The organism is Bacteriovorax sp. PP10 (assembly GCF_035013165.1).
GTDB lineage: Bacteria > Bdellovibrionota > Bacteriovoracia > Bacteriovoracales > Bacteriovoracaceae > Bacteriovorax > Bacteriovorax antarcticus.
Map to the genome: position 1 here is coordinate 520,082 of NZ_JAYGJQ010000001.1, position 16,432 is coordinate 536,513.

Consider the following 16,432-nt stretch of genomic DNA (forward strand, 5'->3'; position numbering starts at 1 on the left):
AAGCTAAAATTGTCCTATGAAAAAGATCCTATTCACTCTGACATTTTTCATTTTCTCTCAAAATTCATTTGCCATTGATTTTGAAGATGCCATATTTCCTGAACTCGCAACAAGCGGGCGTGCACTTGCTATGGGAAATGCTTTCATCTCTAAAGTCGATGATTCATCGGCCGTGTTTTACAATCCAGCAGGATTGGGAACAGTCAGAAACACTCACTTTCATATTTCAAATTTTCAACTAGAAGCGAATAAAGGAATTTTATCATCAGGTGCTGGTGGAAAAGTTACAGACGCTTTTGGAAATATCACTAAGATGTTTTCTCTTGATGGAACCAGAGAAGTTTTAAATAAACACGTTGGAACCATTGCTCATTCTCGCTTTCAAATGTTACCAAACTTTACAACAAGATATTTCAGCGCTGGTTATTTACTGGCAAAACGCACTCGCGCCGTAGTGGAAGATGAGTCGGTTACAGGTTTTGAATACGCTGACAGATTAGATCACGGTCCATACGCAGCTCTGAATATTTCACTTTTTGGTGGTGTATTTAAAGCGGGAATTTCTACAATCTTTTTAAATAGAAGTGAAATTATCGGCGTAGCAGATCCGGCCGCAACACTGACAGTGAGTGATAGCTCATATAAAAAAGGTCGCGCTTTTATTTCAACGGTTGGAGGAAAAATCACTCTACCAATAGTCTTCCTTCCAACATTTTCAGCGACTATGCACAATGCTTTCGACCAAGAGTTTGGTAGTGGAAGAGGAGCAGGGGCACCGGATAAAATCAAACGAAGTGTCGATATTGGTTTTTCAGTGACTCCACAAATGGGAAATGCGAGCAGAATCCATTTTGAAGTTAACTATAAAGATTTATCAAAAGAATTTGAAAACGTTTCTTCGAAAAGAAGAATTCTTGTTGGTGCTGAAATCGATTTATCACGTGTCTTTTTTATCCGCGCTGGATATGGAGATGCATTCGGATCATTCGGTTTGGGTGTGAAAACAAAAAAACTAGAATTCGATATGACGACCTACGCAGTTGATACGACAACTGACAAGATCAGAGGTTCTGAGGATCGTCGTTTTGTCTTAGGTGTATCGAGCGGTTTCTAATCCAAATTTTCAGTACTTACTCATGCGCTCTGCGTATAAAAACACCCCCAAATTTAGACATTCAGGACAGTTTTAGGTACAGTCGTAAGACTTATTTTATAATTATTAGGAAGGACAGAATGTTGGGAAAAACATCTAAATCAAAGGGACCAGAAAAAGCAAAAGGATCATCTACAAATCCGATTGCAAAAAAACTGGAACTCGCAAAGAAATACAATTTAGGTAAAAAAGAAATGCTTGAGATGCTCTCAAACATTTATACATCAAGAAAAACTGACGACGCCGAAATTTCAATGAAGAAGCAATCAAAAGCATTCTTCCAAATTTCTGGTGCTGGCCATGAAGGAATTTTAACTGCAGCGGCAATGGTATTAAAACCAAAGCACGACTGGTTCTTACCTTACTACCGTGACCGCGCTCTATGCTTAGGTCTTGGAGTCACTCCATATGAAATGTTATGTCAGGCCAATGGAAACATGGGAGATACAGCTTCATACGGACGTATGATGCCAGCTCACTGGGGTAACAAGCCACTAAACATCGTGAACAAATCATCTTGTACTGGAACTCAGTTCCTACAAGCTTGTGGTCTTGCTGAAGCGGGTATCTGGTTTAAGAAACTAAGAGACGAGCATAAAGTAGACGTATCTGGAATGGACTTTCATGATGACGAAATCGTTTACGTTTCTACTGGAGACGGGACAATCGCTCAAGGTGAATTCTGGGAAGGGATGACTACTGCATGTGTAAATAATCTTCCAGTTCTATTCATGGTTGAAGATAACGGATTTGCGATTTCAACTCCGACTTCTGTTCAATACCCTGAAGGATCAATTTCAAAAACTCTGGCAAACTTTCCGGGTTTAAAAATCTTTAACTGTGATGGATGCTGCCCGATCGATTCGTATGCAACGATGACAGAAGCTGCAAAATATATTCGTACGACTAGAAAGCCTGCTCTTGTTCACGCAACTGTAACAAGACCATACTCTCACTCACTGTCTGACGATCATGGTATGTACAGAACGAAAGCTGAACTTGCTGAAGAAGGATTAAGAGATGTTTTCAATGCATTCCCAAAATTCTTAATTGAAGCAGGAGTCATTACTGAAACTGAGCGAGCAGACTTACTTAAAAAAGTATCTGCTGATCTTAAAACAGCAATGGATAAAGCGATCACAACTGAATGGCCGGCACTAGATACGGTTATGGATCACCTATATTCTGAAGAAGTAGACATGACTGGATCTAACTTTGAAACAGCGGCTGACTTCACTGGAAAAGATGACGTTCCAATGGCCTCTTCAATTAACAAAGTTCTTCGTACTGAATTTCATAAGAACCCACTTCTAAGAATGTGGGGAGAAGACGTTGCAGACTTTTTTGATAAAGCAAGACTGGATAACCCTGAACTAAAAGGGAAGGGCGGAGTTTTCAAACTTACAGCAAACGTTCAACGTGAATCAAAAGACGGACAAGTATTCAACTCACCACTTGCTGAAGCCAACATCATTGGTCGCGCAATCGGTATGGCCATTCGTGGAATCAAGCCAGTTGTTGAAATCCAATTCTTCGATTACATCTGGACAGCTTATATGCAACTTAAAAACGAAATGGCGACACTTCGTTATAGATCAGGTGGAGACTTCAAGTGTCCGATGGTCGTTCGTGTTCCAATCGGTGGTTATTTAAAAGGTGGAGCGATTTATCACTCTCAGTCTGGTGAATCACTATTTACTCACGTTCCAGGTATCCGCGTAGCATTCCCATCTAACTCAGCAGACGCTGCTGGATTATTAAGAACAGCTATTAAGGGTGATGACCCGGTTATGTTCTTAGAACACAAACATTTATACTACCAAGGTTACAACCGTGCCGCTGATCCAGGGGATGAGTACATGATTCCTTTTGGTAAAGCTCGCATTGCTCGTGAAGGGAAAGATGCAACGATTGTTGCTTGGGGAGCTCTTGTTCAGAAATCTATTGAAGCCGCTAAGAAATTAGAAGCTCAAACTGGAAAAACTGTAGAAGTTATCGACCTAAGAACTCTTGCACCATACGATTTCGAAGCGATCAAAAAATCGATTTCAAAAACATCTCGCCTGATGATTGCTCATGAAGAACACAAAACTTCAGGGTTTGGTGGAGAGATCACTGCTAGAGTTAACGAAGAGTGCTTCGAGCTTTTAGACGCTCCAATCTTAAGAGTAGGGGCCCTGGACGTTCACTGTGCTTATAACCCGGCCCTTGAAGACTTGATTTTACCTCAGGTAAGTCATGTGGAAGAAGTTCTGGCCAAGTTATTAAGCTACTAATTTCTGCTAATTCGCTATTTAAAAGTTAGATAAGATTAAGGTCCTCGAAAGAGGGCCTTTTTTTTTGCTTTAACTCGAAAAAGATTATAGTTTGACCCCAATTATCCAACGGACTATGGGAGTCTCTATGATCGTTAAATGTTTAAGTATTCTTGCTGCTGTCTTTGCTATGAGCACATCTCACGCAACAGTTACACCGAGTGATGGAAGAGTAGATATCTGGCCGACAATTCCTTTTACAAGAGGTGCTGATCTTTGCCGTTACACTGATGCTTACGGGCAGACTCGCATGCAAAATTTAAATCAAATGATGAAGCTTGCTAGCGGACGTGATTCAGCTGGTGCTGGAGCTTTAATTGCTTTCAATGAGCTTTACGAAAAGAATATGGCCCTTGCAACTCAGACTTCTTTTGAAGTGACTCTCGAGGCCACTCTAAAATCATACACTGACAGCTACTTCAGAAATCTTCAACCAAAAGTTAAAAAGCTTAGTTTCACTGGAACAAATGATATTTTATCAGTCATTCGTACTGCCCAAGCGGGAACAATTCCAGAGCTTGATAGAGCAACTCTTAATCGTATCGACTATGTTGCTTACGGAACATATGCCTTAGCTCCAAATTGCCAGGGTGATGTGCAAGTGACTCTTCAATTAGTTGGTCTTGATGGCCAGACTGAATCATTCGTAGCAACTGGAAGGGTTGATACGGTCATGAGTCAGATCGCTTCAGAAATTTTTGTTCGTTTTCAACGTACTCAATTCCCTTCAGCTGTTAAGGTTGGAGCTAATTGGTTAACTCTAGTTGGTGGATTCAATAATTCTGTTGATCACGCACCAACAAGTAAGATTGCCGAAGAAGCGTGCTCGACTTTAGATGCTCGTCTTCCTACTTCAAGTGAACTTGAAATCTTAAATGTGTACGGTGACTGGTCAGGTGGAGTAAGTCTGAATAATAAAGTGTGGGCATTAAGCGATGGTTACGTATATGTTCCTTACATGAGAAATCCTTCGCCGGTAAGAAGACAAACTGAAATGACTCTTTCAGATGATGTCCTTTACTATTGTGTAAAATAATTTTAAGTCACAGATTTTTTTTAATGGGGTCTTAATCATGACCCCATTTTTTTGCCACAACTCGAATCACTTTTCATAGGTAATCACATTTTTTCTAGATGATATTTTTTAGATAAGAAAAAAATTATTTTAGTGTTTTTTGAAATAAAATATTCAAATAAACTTTTCAAAAGTTAAGATATTTCCATCAATGTAAATACTAAATATTTAGTTCGAGAATCTCTTATTTCTCCAATGAGAATCGTTATTCTGCAACACGAGCATGTTTGCAACAAAATCACACGTGAGTATTCATAATTTGTATTCAAGACATGCTCAAATCTTTTGCAAATCTTAACCTTAAGACTCTTCAAGTGAGCTTAATATAATATTAATTTTGTATTCGCCTATGAATAAGTTAATATTTGCGTACATTGAATTAGTTTATTGGAGTTTTCCTTGGGTCACATTCTCATCATCGAAGACGAAGAAAATGCTAGAAGCTTTCTTCGTGATAACATTTCTTGCTACGGCAACGTTTCTACTATCAGCACACATGAAGAAGTGGATAGCGAAATCTTAAAACGCAAATACGATTTAATCATTGCTGATTATTATTTAAGAGATAAGAACTGCTTTCAGTTTCTTTCAGAGTACCGCTACCACCTTGGCCCGGTTCCACTTATTTTAGTTTCAGGAAGACCATCTGTAGAAATGCTTTCGGAAGCTCTAGAAGAAAAAATCTATGCTTTTATTCAAAAGCCGATTGATATCCAAAAACTAAAACGCAAGATAGAAACATTTTATACATTCAATCCTGATTTCGAATTAAGCGGACACAAGTTCGTTTTATTCCAAGATGAATGGAGTGTGAAAGTTGATGAAGAGTTAATCGAGTTGACTGAAACAGAATTTAAAATTCTAAGATACTGCCTTGAAAGAGAGAATCAGGTTATTGATCGTCAGGAGCTGATTCTTTATCTATGGGGGAATTCAAAATCTTCCCGTAATAAATTAGATACACATTTAACAAACCTAAAAAACAAAGTGCAGTTCGTTAAAGAACATTTGCAAACAATCCCCAGAGTCGGGTTCAAGCTCAAATAATGGAAGCCAACTTTAAGTACCGTAAGGCATTTTTAATCATTGCCTACGGTGTTCTCCTACAGTCTTTAATTCTTCCTTACATCGAAATTTCTGCTCTCGATGACGCTCAATTTAGACAGTACATTGTATGTAAAGGCTTGATCATGGCCTTCTATATTTTTTCAATTTTTTGTCTGCACACGAAAAGACTGCCTCGTTACTGGGTGGCATTTTTTCACATTGGTTGTTTCAGTTACACGCTTATTGGCCAGTATTTTAATCCAGGTTATCACTACGCTGTTATGCAGTTTATGTTTGTGACAGCTATTATCTTTGAAGGGTTTCCAGTCATGGCAACACTCCTGATGGTTGCTTATATTGTCGAATATGCCATGCTGCCGTTTTCTCATTCAATATTTCCGGCCTATCAGTTCTTTCATGTGAATGTTTATAATGCGCTTATTTCAACATGGATTGCTTGCGTAGCTCTTGAGCGTTATGTGAATCGTGTGAAGTATAAAAAGGGGTTTTTAGACCGCAAGCTACGTTATAAAGGGATCAAGACCGATCTTTTTTTACATGACCTTAAAAACAATCTACAGCCGCTTGTATCGCTTTATCCGGACCAGGAAGACTTTAGAAAAATCGTTAAAACGATTCAGGACTTTAACTCGTTTAACGATGAGGAAGATATTTTGTTTTCTGAAGTAGTAAACAGGACGAAAGAAAAATTTAATATCCAGGGTGAAGTGACTTTTACTGGTAGCGAAGATTTTTTTATTGATCAATTGGACCTGCAGACTATTCTTTGCAACCTGATGACAAACTCTCATAAAGCAGCAGCTGCAAAAAAAATAGAACTTGAAATGCATATTAGAAATAAGTTCAGTGGCTTTAGTTATGAAGATAATGCCGGTGGAATGACTGATGAGCAGTATAAATTTTTTAGTCAGAAAGACTTTAAGCCTTATTCGGGTCATGAGAAAAATGGTCTGGGGCTTTTATTGATTAAGAAGCTTGTGGAACATCAGGAAGGAAAATTTTTTATTAAAAAAATTCCCAATGGGACGCGCTTTGAAATTACTTATTAGAAACAGTTGATCGAATGAAACTCGTTACCGTCCTGAACATAACTCAATAAACAATTCTCTTTCGTTTTCTTTCCGTTATTCACATTGCGGATTCTCGTTTTAGCAGAAACTAAAATGTACTCAGCACTTTCAGAGTGCACAAATTCCATTCTATCGATTTTTGTAAGCTCCCACTCACCACCAGCCTGGTAGTAGCTTGCGATATCTTCTTCGACGCTAGAGTAAAGTTCTTTTCCAGCAGTAGCAGCGGCTTCAGCATCAGTTGTATTGCTAAGAATGAGAAGACACGCAAGAAAGTAAGCTAATAATTTCATAAGATCTCTCTAGGACTAGTGGAGTTTGTGACGTCGTATTTGTACTGAGTTTCGGCCTACCGGTCAAGGTAGATTGGTGAAATTGTGTATTAATTTTATAAGCACTGTTTAGTTCGGAGAGTAAATGACCGGATTCATGGCCGTGTTGGTGTGCAGAAACAATAGCAGGCAAAATCCAATATATTTTCTAGTAGAGGCCTTGTGAAACATGAGCATCCAGATGGCCAGAATTAGAAAGATTGAGGAGCTGGTGAAGCTGCCGTTTAGAAGCTTTGAGGTGACCTGGATACTACTTATATAGAGCTTTAAAATAGGTTCGACCCAGTTGATTGGGATGAGCCAAAAAGTAAGAAGAAACAAAACAAAAACAGGGAAGAGAAACGTAAAAAGAAAACTTCCAAAAAGACCACATGGAATAGATAGTAATGAAACTTTGTCTCCCATAAAAAGAGCGAGAATAAGTTGAGTAGAAAATAGTCCTAAAATTAAAATGATCTTAGAGTTATGTCTCAATGAAAAAAAAGTTCCTAAAAAAGCGAAGCTGAAAATAAATCCTAATGGTGAAGCTTTGTATTGCCCGAAAATAAAAGACAAAATAAAAGTTAAAAAAAAGATGATCTCCAATGAGATTTTCATTTTTGATAAGAATTTAATTTGAAATAAAAGTCGCAAAATTCCCAGTCTTTTTAAGGCCTCAAAATTTGGAAAAAAGAAGACAGAAGAAACGATACCGGCCTTCGTGAAATAACGAATCCATTTAATTTTGATCTTCTTCAAAAAGAAAGCGACAAAAACAAAGAGCGCAGAAAAGTGAATTCCAGAAGGGGATAAAAGAAAACTAAGGTTGAGTTTCTTAAAAGCTTTTTTAGTATATGGAGAAATTCCATTTTTATTTCCCGTAATGAAACTAAAAAGAATATTAGCATTTTCAGGTTTTTTGAAATGATCTTTGATGGTTGATTTATACCTGGCCAGGAAAAGGGGAGTTGCCTTGGGTGCAACAGGCGTCTTTTGAAGACCAAGCTGCATGGTTATTCCCAGTAAAAAGGCCGTAATAAAGCTGACAAAAAGGAAGAATTTCATACTCTAACTACTTGAAAACTAAGATGCCTTACAAAAGACTTAACTCTTTGAGACTACAGGGGTAAAAGGGTTACGATGAGTTAAATTTGAAGGGACTATCGTCACTTTTTGAAAGGTATTTATGAGTTTACAGACACTAGGTTTTGAATCGGACTACGCACGTTTTTTTGCAGAAGATGATTTGCAAGGAAACGCTTTTTACTTAAATCAGCTCCCAACAGATGAAGTTGAGTGCATTTTAAAAATTAAAAGTGATGTGCGCTTATCTGGCCTTCCATATTTCGTTGGTGCCTTTAATTATCTTGGTGCCAAATTAGATTACAAAAATTTCGAACAATACGAAGGAAAGAATTATAAAAAAGGTGAAGTGATTACTTTCAAACTTCCTTTTGCCATTGCTTTAAGTGGGGAGCGCATTGCTCTTAACCTTCTTCAGCAATCAACACGCATTTCAACTTTCACAGAAAAGTTCGTGGCGATCGCTGCTAACAAAAATACAAAAATCCTAGATACAAGAAAAACAACTCCAGGGCTTCGCCAACTGGAGAAATATGCAGTGAGAGTAGGTGGGGCACATAATCACCGTTTCTCTCAGTCAGATGCATGGATGATTAAAGACAACCACAAAACATTTTTTGGTGGTTTAGAAGGTGCATGGAAGTATTTTCAGTCAATGCAGACATTTTATCAAAACATCATTGTTGAGATTCATTCACTTGAAGAATTGAAACTTGCTTTTGATTTAGGTGTGAAGAACATTATGCTGGATAATTTTTCACAAGATGATCTTCGTAGTGCCATTGCTATGAAAAAACCTGGCGTGACTTATGAAGTTTCAGGTGGCGTAAAGCTGGAAACATTAAACGACTTTTTACTAGATGGTATTGATGTCATCAGTATCGGGGCCCTGACTCATAGTGCGCCTCATATCGATCTCTCGATGAAAATCAGGCCGGTGGGATAAAATGAACTTTGAATTTGATGTATTAATTATTGGAACGGGAATCGCAGGACTTTCGGCCGCAGCAGGCCTTGCTGAGCGCGGACTAAAAGTTGGTATCGTCACTCGTGAAAAAGATCCATCAACAACTAATACTGTGTGGGCGCAGGGTGGAATCATCTACGCTAAAGGTTCTGAAGAATCTTTGGTAGAAGATATTATGAAAGCAAGTTCGGGAACATCTTCACGTGAGGCCGCAAAACTTGTTGCCTACGAATCAAGTTCTATCCTGGAAGATTTATTAATTCACAAAGCGCATTCAAACTTTGAGCGCGATGAAAGTGGAGAACTTCTTTTCACTAAAGAAGCTGCTCACTCGATGCCAAGAATTCTTTACCGTGGAGACTACACAGGTAAAGATATTCAGATCACTCTTCTAAATTATTTAAGAGACAATTTTAAGAATGTCACATTTTTTACCTCTCATACAGCAATCGATCTTCTGACAGCTCTTCACCATGGTGTGACGATTCAGCAGAGATACGAAGAAAATAAAGTTTTAGGTGCCTACGTTTTCAATCAAGAAACTCATTCAGTTGAAAAAATCCTGGCGAAATATACTATTTTAGCTACAGGTGGAATCGGTGCTCTTTATCTTCACCATACAAACTCTGAAGGAGCTCGTGGTGATGGTCATGCAATGGCAAAGAGAGCTGGAGCTGTTTTAACAGATCTAGAATTTATTCAATTTCACCCGACAAGTTTTTACGGTGGAGCGACTCATAGACGCTTCCTTGTTAGTGAAGCTGTTCGTGGAGAAGGTGGATTACTGATTAACTCTCAAGGTGTTCGTTTCATGGCGAAGTACCATCCGGATATGGAGCTTGCTCCTCGTGATGTTGTGGCCCGCGCGATTGCTGAAGAAATTATTGAAACAAGAAGTGACTGCGTTTATCTAGATATCACTCATAAAGACCCAGAGTGGATTAAAAATCGTTTCCCGACAATTTACAAACACTGCCTAGAGCATGGTGTAGATATGTCGAAAGAGCGCATTCCTGTCGTACCTGCTGCTCATTATACATGTGGTGGAGTGAAGACTGATCTTAAAGGGCAAACGACGCTTAAAAATCTTTACGCTGTTGGGGAAGTTGCTTGTACGGGACTTCACGGTGCCAACCGTCTGGCATCTACATCTCTTCTGGAAGGAATGACATTCGGTCACTTTGCCGCTTTAGATATTTTGAAAAATGTGGATAAAGAGACAATATATTCAAGTGATAAAATTAAAGACTGGATTGATGGAACTGAAGAAGTTGATAACGCTTTAATTCACCAGGATTGGATGACATTAAAACAAACAATGTGGAACTATGTGGGATTAACGAGATCAAAAGATCGCCTATCTCGCGCAGAGGCCATGTTCAATGAATTATCTGATGAGATTAACCGCTTCTATAAAGATGCTAAGTTAGTTGATAGTTTAATTGGTTTAAGGAATGCTGTTGAAGTTGGGCATCAGGTGCTTTTAGCTTCGAGAAGAAATACTCAATCAGTTGGATGTTTTTACAGAAAGTCGTAAGTGTAAAAAAAGAATGAGCTCCGGTAAACCAGAGCTCAGTGGTAGGGTTGTGACCCTTATAATCTCGCAATCCTTTGCAAAATTAAAAGTATAAAGATATTTCCCTCTGCAATTCATTGATGAAAGTAGAGATCCGTGAGGGAGGTCCGTGATAGCTCTCTCTTATATAAAATCATTATTTAAAATTTTAATTAAAGGCTGCTTAGAGATAAAAACTCAGCTAAGCATGTAATCGTGTGGCTTCCAGTCCCAGATGATTCGAAAGCCACGTTATCTTTGATGTCGTTCGAGCTTAAGTCTGAATCCTTCATACTGCTCATTCCCCAAATGCAATTTTCCCAAGATGTCTGTTCAAAATTGCAATCTGTAAATCGTGAGAATTTGAACTTGCAATTAATAAACAGGCAGTTAATAAAGATGCAATTCTCGATTTCAGTCCCGAAAAAAGTACAGTTATCGAAGATAACGTCTTCGTAAACCATTTCCGAAAGCTTGCTTCCTGAGATCGTTGCATCTTGATAAGTTACTGAAAGAACAGTCTTATTTTCAAGTGTCTGATATGACGTCTCACCTAATTTTTCTTCAAGCTCTGTGTACAAGTCGTTGATAAAATAAGTAAGTGTTTGCATATTGGACCCTTTGTTTAAAGACTTCCCCGTGCTCTTTCCTGGTCTCAGAATAGCTTAGTTGACCATTTGCGTCAAGGAATAAAATTGCATCAAGATATTTTTTTGCAATCCGATAATGCTTTTAGGGATTTACGACAAAGGAAAATTGCATGGCAGAATTCAGAAGATCGAAAGTTGAGATGTTTCTAGGGGTTACACGAAAGTACATGCAAGTGCGAGGTGCAATGTCGCAAAAAGAGCTGGCAGAACAGACCGACGTAGGGATCTCTACAATGAGCCGTTTCCTCTCGCAGAAGTCGACCGAGTTAAACCCTCAGCTCATTGCTAAAATCACTGCAAAACTCAATATACCTCTCCATGAAATGATTGATTTTGTCGAAGAGGACTTTGCTGACCGTTTTATTAGATTGGTGAAGTTCTATAAAGACGAGTTGAATGAAGATGAAGTGACTCCCGAAGAGATCACCGATTCAGCACCTGATGTGGCCACGCAAAAGAGTGAGAACAAAACGACCACTACTGAGAGAAGGCTTACAGCAGAAGAGCGCAGAGAAGAAACCAGAGAGATCATTAAAGAAGAAAAAACTTCTTCTAAAGATCGAGCAGATAAAAGTATTAGAGAAAAACTTGAAAGCCTTACTCCAAGACAGAGAGCTTTTATGACAGAGTTTTTAAATTTAAAATTAGAAGAGCGAGACTTGATCGTCGATCTTGGGAACAATATGTTTCAGTACTTCAAAATGAAAGGTATGGATTTATGATTAAACTCACGACAGCGTTTTTAACTCTATGTTTGATTCCAACGCTGACGTGGGCGACTCCGCAAAAAATTGAAATGATTTTTTTATCTCCCGCAAAAGTTTCAATGCTCCTTGAGCAGTTAGATAAAATGGATACAACGAAGATGTCGAAGTATGTTGCTCAGGCAGATATGGAGCATTGTGTGCCGATGGGAGATGGATGTTTCCATCCGCAGTACGGTTATATGGAAAAGAAACCCGATAAAAAACCAGATGCAAAAGAAATTGCAGAACGCAATGAAGAAAAAGCAGTAGAGCTTAAGAACTTTAATGCGCTTGAAACGAACATGGTTAATTGTGATAAGAACAATTACTTTGATATTTTTTGTGGCAAAGAAAAACCAAATGCAGCTCCAGCTGAAATCGAAGTCTGGTTTGATGTTTCATCATCACTGAAGACGGTTGATTACAATAAAGACCCGGATCATTGTGCAAGAAGATCGTTTATCGAGAAAGTGCAATTGGCGTGTAAGAGTAAAGTGAATGTTTCCGTTTACAATACTTCTATTAAACAAGTCGGGGAGAACTCGAGTGTTTGTATGGCCTATGGGATGAATGATCAGGCGAGAATTTTGCGTTGGATGAAAGATTCGAAAGCTAAACATTTATTGATTGTGACAGATATTGATGAAATGTCGGCGGAAATGAGAACTTTCTTGGAAAGCAATGGCGCAAAGATGATAGGCGATGGCGTTAAAGCATTTACTGCGAATGATCTGATTGACTATGCGAAGGAATTTACTAAAATGTGCAGATAATGGCACATACACTTTTTTCAAATCTCATTACGTGGTCCGAGTCTCAATATTCTCATCTACCATGGCGAGAGAAGAGAACTCTTTATAAAACTCTAGTTTCAGAAATCATGCTTCAGCAGACAACTGTTGGAACGGTGTTAAATCACTTTGAAAGATTTCTCGTTGAGTATCCAACTATTTTTGATCTGGCGAAATCTACTGAAGAGCAGGTTTGCATTTCATGGAAAGGCCTGGGGTATTATAGACGAGCAAGAAGTTTAAGAAATGTTGCTATTCAAGTTGTCGAAGAATTCAAAGGACAAATTCCAACTAACATTGATGACCTGCAAACTCTAAAAGGTATCGGGCCTTATACGGCCAATGCTATTGTCGCAATTGGTGCTGATAAAAAAGCTTTAGCAGTGGATGCGAATTTAGAAAGAGTGTTGGCACGCTTTTATGGTGTGGATGTAGAGAAAGGTCCGAAACTTCAAAAGAGATTGTGGAGTGACTTTGCTCATAAGAAAATTATGGCCGAGATGGATGGGCTCTCAGCTCGAGCGATTAACGAAGCCATGATGGATCTGGGAAGAATTATTTGTCAGGCGAGAAAGGCCTCATGTGTTCTTTGTCCGCTTGCTCCTAAGTGTAAAGCAAAAGCGAGTGGTGATCCGCTTCAGTATCCAGTTGAAGGGGCCAAAAAAGAGTCAGAAGAACTATTCATTAGGACTCTAAGAGTTGTCGTGAAAGAAAAAAAGAAAATTCTGGTTTATCAAAAAGGTGCAAAGGAATGGCTTTCCGGACAATGGGAATTGCCCACATTCATTCTTGAGACCAATGATGAGAAGTTAAAGCAGTACCCCCATATCAAAATTAAACAAAATTATGAGAAACTACCGTATGTAAAAACGGGAATCACTAAATACGATATTCATAACTACATTCTGGAAATGTCTTTGGAAGAATTTGAAAAGATGACTAAAAAGATCGAGATTGTGTATGAGTTCAAAACTAATGATGAAAAGCTCAATATGTCGACGGCCACACAGAAAGTTTTCAAAATACTCAATAAAGCAAAATAACTTTTTACAATACTTCGAACTTACATCAACTGTGGACTTATCTGATTTTGTATTGTGCCGATAAGCAGATATGACTCAAATTCTAATCATTGAAAATGATGAAACATTAAGAAAGATCATTAAGTTGAACTTAGCCAAAACTCTTGGTTCAGACGTTGTTGAAATGAGTTCTTCGAAAGAAGCTATCGAGCTTTTAAAGATCTTGCCGGAAATGGATTTAATTATCTGTCGCGAGATCATTAAAAACGATAGTGCCGGATTTAATCTTGCTCAGTATCTCATCAGCGAAAAATTAAAAACTCCATTGTTAGTTGTTGGAAATAACGTTTCAATTTATAAGCACTCATTCCAGGTCGAAGGGAATGCAGATTGGAGAGCTATTGTTGAAAAAGTGAATCAGATTTTGAAAGTCGGAGGATCGGACGCTTTTGCCAAGCTTCCAGAATATGTCCCTGTCAGTATTTATTACTTCATGAACATTAATACGATTATGTCTGGCTGTGATGTGTTCATCAGAGTTAAGAAAAATGACAATGAATTTCAATATGTAAAACGTCTTCATGCCGGGGACCACTTTAGCAGAGAAGATATTCTTAGGTATTATGAAACAGGACTTCATGAGTTCTTTATCGCTAAAGAAAATTTCACACAGTTTGTAAATTTTGTTACGAAAGATTTAATAAAAAAATTAAGTGATCAAACGATCTCTGGCAGCAAGAGAATCATTCTTTCTTCTGATGCTTATAGAGTCACTCAAGAACGTATCAATTCCATTGGTGTTGATGAGCATACAGTAAAGCTGGTAGAGGAGAGTATTGCTTCAATGACAGCTCTTCTAAAAGAGCAGAATATTCTGGCGACATTTCTAAAAGCACTTAAGGCAAACGAGTGTTCGTACGCTTATGCTCATTCTTATTTGTGTTGCTTGATTCTTCATCGAATCATTTCTAAGTTTGATTGGCAGTCACCTCAAATTAGAGAGAAGCTGGCCTACATTGCTTACTTTCATGATATTTCACTTAACGGATCGGATCTGACAGAAATAAATGCGCTGGAAGATTTTAATAAAACTGAATTAAGAGATGAAGAAAGAAAAAGAGTTGAAAGTCATGCGCTGGAGTCTGCAAAAGTGGTGAGTAAGTTTGATAACATCCCTCCTGGGGTTGATACGATTATTAAAGAACATCATGGATCTAGAACAGGGATAGGGTTTGTCGAGAACTATAGCGCGACTCTGATGCCTTTAAGTATGATGTTTATTGTGACTGAGAGTTTTGTGGATGAACTTCTAAAAGTAGGAGGGAGCCCGAATTCTGCTGATATGAAAAATATCTTTTCTAAACTTCAATTGCGATTTAATAAATCGACTTATGGGCAGACATTAACCGCACTTCAAAACATGGTCACGGCGACGAAGAAGACTTAAAGGAAAAAACCGAGAAGAGGTTTAAGCCGGATCCTGTATTAAATCATCATTCATCTAGGCCATTAGTTACCCAATGGCTCGAGCACTCTACCCGCTTAGCATCGGAAGTGGTCCTTCCTAGTCGACCGTGTTACCGGGAAACGCCTAAGCCTATTTGAGCTTGCACCACGTAGAGTTTACCTGGTTTCACTACAGCATTACCTGTACATACTTTCTGTTGCACTTGTCCTCACCTCGCGATGGGCGGACGTTATCCGCTACGTTACCATGTGGTGTCCGGACTTTCCTCCCGTCTCGATATTGCTATCAAGGCCAGCGATGATCTCCTCTTCTCGGAATAGCGGTTATCTATTTTTATGGAAGTTTCGTCAAGAGATGTGAAATTTTAATCTGCCAGAAATGGGAAATTAACTTTATTCGGGTAGAAACCCTGAAGGTTTTTGAAGACATTTTTAGCGTAATTCACTTTAGCTTCGCCCTCTTCACCATTATAGATTTGAAGTGCTCTGAAATAGATTTCGCTCGTAGGAAGATTAACTTCTTCACCATCGGCGCGATTATTTTTAGTGTCTACGAAGGCCACATATGTTTTTAAAAGAATGGCCCCGTAAGTAATGGCCGTAGGAATGTCTCTTTTAATTTCTTCTTTAAGTTGTCTGTAAAATTCAGGATCTGTTTCCGGCAATTCAACTCGAACCCATAAATCTACCCAGCTAGGATCGATGCAGCTTCTGATTTTTGAATTGAAATAAAGTATAGCGTTTTCAGTCGCAGCTTCGCGCCCGCGGAAACCAAGTTGATCGTTAACTTCTTTGAGTCCACTTGACGTGAATTGAGTTAATCCCGCAGCGTTTGTCTGGCTGACAGCATCTTTGTTGAATGAAGATTCTTTTTGAATCAGACCTGTAAGAATCCATGGATCAATTTTAAAACAATCTGAGACTTTTAAAATATGGTGAGCGATTTCTAAGGCCTGGGCCTTTGGAATTTTGTAATTGATTTTTACAATGTGAGAGGCCAGAGAGTGTTTTTCTGGAGTGAGTTTCATTAAAGTGAAATCTTTAATAACCGTTTCACCAGGAAGGCGATAACCCTTATCAATACTCTCTTCAGCAAAAGCTGAAAGAGTGACTAGGGAAAACATAAATAGGGCTACTTTGGCGTAAATCATTCAGGCTA

15 protein-coding genes and 1 other RNA gene are annotated in these 16,432 nt (G+C 38.6%); 11 read left to right on the forward strand and 5 right to left on the reverse strand.

Features of this window, described 5'->3' with window-relative positions; genetic code table 11:
- Positions 1-16 precede the first annotated feature (16 nt).
- The 5 genes from SHI21_RS02500 to SHI21_RS02520 all read left to right on the forward strand — a co-directional run bounded on the left by SHI21_RS02500 (position 17) and on the right by SHI21_RS02520 (position 6,660).
- Positions 17-1,114, forward strand: a complete 1,098-nt coding sequence (locus SHI21_RS02500; RefSeq protein ID WP_323574538.1) for a hypothetical protein — start codon at positions 17-19, stop codon at positions 1,112-1,114.
- Between the two features lie 119 nt (positions 1,115-1,233).
- Positions 1,234-3,429, forward strand: coding sequence for an alpha-ketoacid dehydrogenase subunit alpha/beta (locus SHI21_RS02505; RefSeq protein WP_323574539.1), 2,196 nt, complete (start codon positions 1,234-1,236; stop codon positions 3,427-3,429).
- A gap of 127 nt (positions 3,430-3,556) precedes the next feature.
- Positions 3,557-4,504: a hypothetical protein gene (locus tag SHI21_RS02510; RefSeq protein ID WP_323574540.1), complete on the forward strand. Its 948-nt coding sequence runs from the start codon at positions 3,557-3,559 to the stop codon at positions 4,502-4,504.
- Positions 4,505-4,942: 438 nt separating this feature from the next.
- Positions 4,943-5,590 (forward strand): response regulator transcription factor, encoded by a 648-nt coding sequence (locus SHI21_RS02515; RefSeq protein ID WP_323574541.1) that lies wholly within the window; start codon positions 4,943-4,945, stop codon positions 5,588-5,590.
- Complete coding sequence (locus SHI21_RS02520; protein WP_323574542.1) at positions 5,590-6,660, forward strand: ATP-binding protein; 1,071 nt, start codon at positions 5,590-5,592, stop codon at positions 6,658-6,660. Before SHI21_RS02515 ends, SHI21_RS02520 begins: the two co-directional genes overlap by 1 nt.
- Here SHI21_RS02520 and SHI21_RS02525 read toward each other — a convergent pair.
- Positions 6,657-6,974 (reverse strand): hypothetical protein, encoded by a 318-nt coding sequence (locus SHI21_RS02525; protein WP_323574543.1) that lies wholly within the window; start codon positions 6,972-6,974, stop codon positions 6,657-6,659. The genes SHI21_RS02520 and SHI21_RS02525 overlap by 4 nt on opposite strands.
- 108 nt (positions 6,975-7,082) lie before the next feature.
- Positions 7,083-8,057, reverse strand: coding sequence for a hypothetical protein (locus tag SHI21_RS02530; protein ID WP_323574544.1), 975 nt, complete (start codon positions 8,055-8,057; stop codon positions 7,083-7,085).
- Between the two features lie 121 nt (positions 8,058-8,178).
- On the opposite strand from SHI21_RS02530, the gene nadC reads away from it, so the two are divergent.
- Together nadC and nadB are read left to right on the forward strand one after the other, a co-directional pair.
- Positions 8,179-9,021, forward strand: coding sequence for a carboxylating nicotinate-nucleotide diphosphorylase (gene nadC, locus SHI21_RS02535; RefSeq protein WP_323574545.1), 843 nt, complete (start codon positions 8,179-8,181; stop codon positions 9,019-9,021).
- Position 9,022: 1 nt separating this feature from the next.
- The gene (nadB, locus tag SHI21_RS02540) at positions 9,023-10,579 is read left to right on the forward strand and encodes an L-aspartate oxidase (protein WP_323574546.1); all 1,557 of its coding nucleotides are present in this window, start codon (positions 9,023-9,025) and stop codon (positions 10,577-10,579) included.
- A 191-nt stretch (positions 10,580-10,770) separates the two neighbouring features.
- Here the strand turns inward: nadB and SHI21_RS02545 are convergent, their stop codons facing one another.
- On the reverse strand, positions 10,771-11,208 hold the full coding sequence (locus SHI21_RS02545) for a pentapeptide repeat-containing protein (RefSeq protein ID WP_323574547.1): 438 nt from the start codon (positions 11,206-11,208) through the stop codon (positions 10,771-10,773).
- A 149-nt stretch (positions 11,209-11,357) separates the two neighbouring features.
- On the opposite strand from SHI21_RS02545, the gene SHI21_RS02550 reads away from it, so the two are divergent.
- The 4 genes from SHI21_RS02550 to SHI21_RS02565 all read left to right on the forward strand — a co-directional run bounded on the left by SHI21_RS02550 (position 11,358) and on the right by SHI21_RS02565 (position 15,253).
- Positions 11,358-11,969 (forward strand): helix-turn-helix domain-containing protein, encoded by a 612-nt coding sequence (locus SHI21_RS02550; protein WP_323574548.1) that lies wholly within the window; start codon positions 11,358-11,360, stop codon positions 11,967-11,969.
- A complete protein-coding gene (locus SHI21_RS02555) occupies positions 11,966-12,766 on the forward strand; it encodes a hypothetical protein (protein ID WP_323574549.1) in 801 nt (266 codons plus the stop codon). The genes SHI21_RS02550 and SHI21_RS02555 overlap by 4 nt, the downstream gene beginning before the upstream one ends.
- Positions 12,766-13,827 carry an A/G-specific adenine glycosylase gene (locus SHI21_RS02560; protein ID WP_323574550.1) on the forward strand — a complete coding sequence of 354 codons (1,062 nt, stop codon included), beginning with the start codon at positions 12,766-12,768 and terminating at the stop codon, positions 13,825-13,827. Before SHI21_RS02555 ends, SHI21_RS02560 begins: the two co-directional genes overlap by 1 nt.
- A 70-nt stretch (positions 13,828-13,897) precedes the next feature.
- The gene (locus SHI21_RS02565) at positions 13,898-15,253 is read left to right on the forward strand and encodes a response regulator (protein WP_323574551.1); all 1,356 of its coding nucleotides are present in this window, start codon (positions 13,898-13,900) and stop codon (positions 15,251-15,253) included.
- A 6-nt stretch (positions 15,254-15,259) separates the two neighbouring features.
- Here the strand turns inward: SHI21_RS02565 and rnpB are convergent.
- Positions 15,260-15,588, reverse strand: an RNA gene (gene rnpB / locus SHI21_RS02570) — RNase P RNA component class A.
- Between the two features lie 50 nt (positions 15,589-15,638).
- A complete protein-coding gene (locus SHI21_RS02575) occupies positions 15,639-16,397 on the reverse strand; it encodes a transglycosylase SLT domain-containing protein (RefSeq protein WP_323574552.1) in 759 nt (252 codons plus the stop codon).
- Positions 16,398-16,432 lie beyond the last annotated feature (35 nt).